The sequence below is a fragment of the Photobacterium sp. OFAV2-7 genome (assembly GCF_022347985.1).
In the GTDB taxonomy this organism is placed as follows: Bacteria; Pseudomonadota; Gammaproteobacteria; order Enterobacterales; family Vibrionaceae; genus Photobacterium.
Map to the genome: position 1 here is coordinate 1 of NZ_JAKRFQ010000636.1, position 3,170 is coordinate 3,170.

At 47.5% G+C, this 3,170-nt stretch carries 2 protein-coding genes and 2 pseudogenes; all 4 read right to left on the reverse strand.

The window, feature by feature from the left end:
• Positions 1-532 (reverse strand): annotated as a pseudogene (locus MHN01_RS22160) (AraC family transcriptional regulator); the annotation flags it as partial.
• Positions 533-564: 32 nt separating this feature from the next.
• A complete protein-coding gene (locus tag MHN01_RS22165; RefSeq protein WP_239413482.1) occupies positions 565-1,470 on the reverse strand; it encodes an oxidoreductase in 906 nt (301 codons plus the stop codon).
• A gap of 223 nt (positions 1,471-1,693) precedes the next feature.
• Complete coding sequence (locus MHN01_RS22170) at positions 1,694-2,557, reverse strand: glycosyl hydrolase family 18 protein (RefSeq protein WP_239413483.1); 864 nt, start codon at positions 2,555-2,557, stop codon at positions 1,694-1,696.
• A gap of 329 nt (positions 2,558-2,886) precedes the next feature.
• A pseudogene (locus MHN01_RS22175) lies at positions 2,887-3,170 on the reverse strand (two-component system response regulator); the annotation flags it as partial.

A 3,170-nucleotide genomic window follows, 5' to 3' on the forward strand; every position in this document is an offset into this window, starting at 1 on the left:
TACAATAATCCAGAAGTAGCTCAATATTGCCGGCAATAAGGTGCTGAGTATGTCTGTCAATGTTTTGGTTGATCTCTTTTCTTATTTTATCGGCCAGTTCATTGAGGGTTTGCTTTTCGTCCTCGGAGAGGTGCAGCGCTTCGTTGACGTCGTAGGAGAAGAAGGTGTATTGGCCGATTTTTCTTCCCAGCTGTGACTTACGGATCAAGTCGGGATGGAAGATCAGCGTCCAACCGGCGTAGCTGACGCTATCCCCGGTACTTTCTGCTTCCGCAGGTGTCATTACCTGACCCGGAGACATGAACACCATGGTGCCTTCTTCAAAGTCATAGGAACTTCTGCCGTATGACATCTTGCCCGTCACGCCTTCTTTCATCGAAATGATGTACAGCTCCGAACTGTAGCAGGCATCGCTCAGGTCCATATTCAGACAGTCGTTATTGAAGACTGAAACCAGTGGGTGCCTGGGTTTTCCGAGCCCCAGCATCTGGTGGGTCTCGGAAACACTTTTAATGTTAATGATACTGTTCATAGGCTTCTTTCACTGTACGCTGTTATGTCACATCATATTGAGAATTCAATGCCGGTCATTTTTTCTGACTGCCGCCACAGCTCGCTGGCCTGCAGGTTGTCATGGGCTTTCTTGTTGGACTTTACAGTGACAGGATAGCCGCGTGTTTCGAAAAATGCAGCGGGGCCGAAATAGTCACCGGGCTTAACACTATCATCGAAACCGGCGCGTAATGTCGGTAATGCTCCCATACTGGTATCTTGCGCAAAGAAATGGTTGAGGAACATAAACAGCCCTGTGTGGCGCTGTAGTTCTGTGGCCGTCCACCCCGGGTGTGCTGCTGTGACAATTGGTGCACCTTTAATGCCTTCAAGCTTACGGCTCAGCTCGTAGGCAAAATAGAGGTTGGCCAGCTTGCTGTCGCCATAGGCTTTGTTGGTGTTATACGCTCTGTTGTCCCAGTTGATATCTGACAGGTCAATGTTGCCAAATCGGTGGGCGATACTTGAAAGCACTATGATTCTTGCGTTTTTGGTGTTCATCAACAGTGGCATCAGGCGGCCTGTTAACGCAAAGTGACCGAGGTGGTTGGTGCCCATCTGGACTTCAAACCCATCTGACGTTTTGGAATACGGGCACATCATGATCCCGGCATTGTTGATAAGAACATCTAGCTGCTTATAGTCACGCAGGATTGAATCAGAGAATGTTTTGATGGATTCAAGGTTGGTCAGATCAAGTTCGCGTACCGAGATATCTGCCTTTGGGTGCTGCTTGAGGATTTCATCGACGACATCTTGCCCTTTCGCCATGTTGCGTGCAGCAATGATGACAGAAGCATTTTTTCCGGCCAGCGTGAGCGCAGTTTCTTTGCCGATTCCGCTGGTGGCTCCGGTAACAATGACCAACCGACCTTGCTGATCTTGAATATCTTGGGCACTCCAGTTTGACGCTGCCATAATTTCACCTCTGTACTAGGATTGAACTCGTTTGATAGCGCCATTATAAAGAGGGGGGCTTTTATCGACTTATACCTATCACAGAGATGCTTATACATTTTACTGGTGAAGTTTTAACCGTTTGATTGTTAGTGGAATATAGTGAAAATCAGGATAGGGGAGGCCTATCCTGATGATTGTTTTTGTTTGGTTTTACAATGATTGAAGGGCATTAATCAACTTGTTACGAATCAAGCAGTCCCTTTAGGGCATTGATAAACTGATAGCCATTTTGGGCATCGAGGTTAATGCTCCATACCATGGCACCACCAAATTGCGGATTGGAATAAATCGTTTCGTATTGGTCGTGAATAAGCTGGTAAATATTGTCAGGGACCTCAGCAACGGTAAAGATACTGGTGCCTGCCGCTTGCCTGTCTGCCGGCTCTCCAATCACTATCTTGGTACTGTTAGGGATCGTAGTTGTCAGGTTAATAAAGCTGTTGGAGATAAACTCGACATCTGTTTCCTTAGTATTGTTTATAACAGGCCAGGGGTTGTTATAGGCCTGAATAAACAGGTAGTCGAAGCGGTGATTGTTGACGGCCTGATCATACATACGGCAATTGCCGCTCGAAACCAGAATAAGATCCGTTTCGTGAGCGCCCTGGTTAAGCTGCGGAGCAGCGGTAATGATCAATGCGGGCTCAATACTTTTAAGCGCCTGGCATAATTCGTCGAGGTAAGCGCCGTCGCCCTCTATTTCAAGATCGAAGTCGATCCCGGTAAAGCCATATTCATTGAGGAAGCTGACGATATTGCCTGCCAGTTCGCTTACGGGGGCTCCACCCGGGTTATAGGTATTATTGGCGCCACCGACTGATAACAGAATTTGTTTTGCGCCTTTTTCCTTGGCGTTGCTGATGTCTTGTTTCAGTAGTTCCGGCGTGTGTGCTGCTGCAAAAAAGCCATCGTAAATATTGACGGTCGAACCGTCTATTTCTCCGAATGCCAATACAATCGCATTGTAGCCACTTTCTGCTGCCTGAGTAAAAGTGACATTAGAAGACCAGCTCTGAAGGTAGCCAACCATGAGTGAGTTATTCATCATTTATCCTTTTTATGTGTATCAACCTAACCAATCCGGTGCTTGCTGAGTGATTCGACTTAGGGCACCGATATATTTTGTAATGAGAGGTGCATAAAAAGTTGCCGAGTTATTTGCTCTTCTAATTCCTAAATCACACTGCCGACTAGGAAGCGCTCACAACTTTATCTATCAAGCTAGTAAAGTTTATTGGTTGCTTCCAAATGGCAGGGGTGAGTGTGGCTTGTTTGCAATTGGTTGCACTTGTAGTTGTGACTTGGCTGCAATTTATTTCAGTGGTGAATAATCAGGCTATGTATCAAAGGCGCTTAAGGCATAGCTAAGCAATGTCAGCCTTGCTTGCGGTATTTTCGCTCGGGCCTGCCGACTGTGCCGTAGGAAACCTCGGCACAGAGTTCGTCGGTGCTGACCATATATTCGAGGTAACGGCGGGCAGTGGTTCGGCTGGCTCCAATTTCCTGGCCGACCTGTTCGGCATTGAGGGTTGTGGTTGGCGAAACTAGCACCGCTCTGATCTTGTCCAGGGTGATGGCATCAATTCCTTTTGGCAGGCGGCTAGGAGGGGCTTGTGGCGTCGTGGGCTTGGTGACAGATGATGTGAACAGGCCGTCTA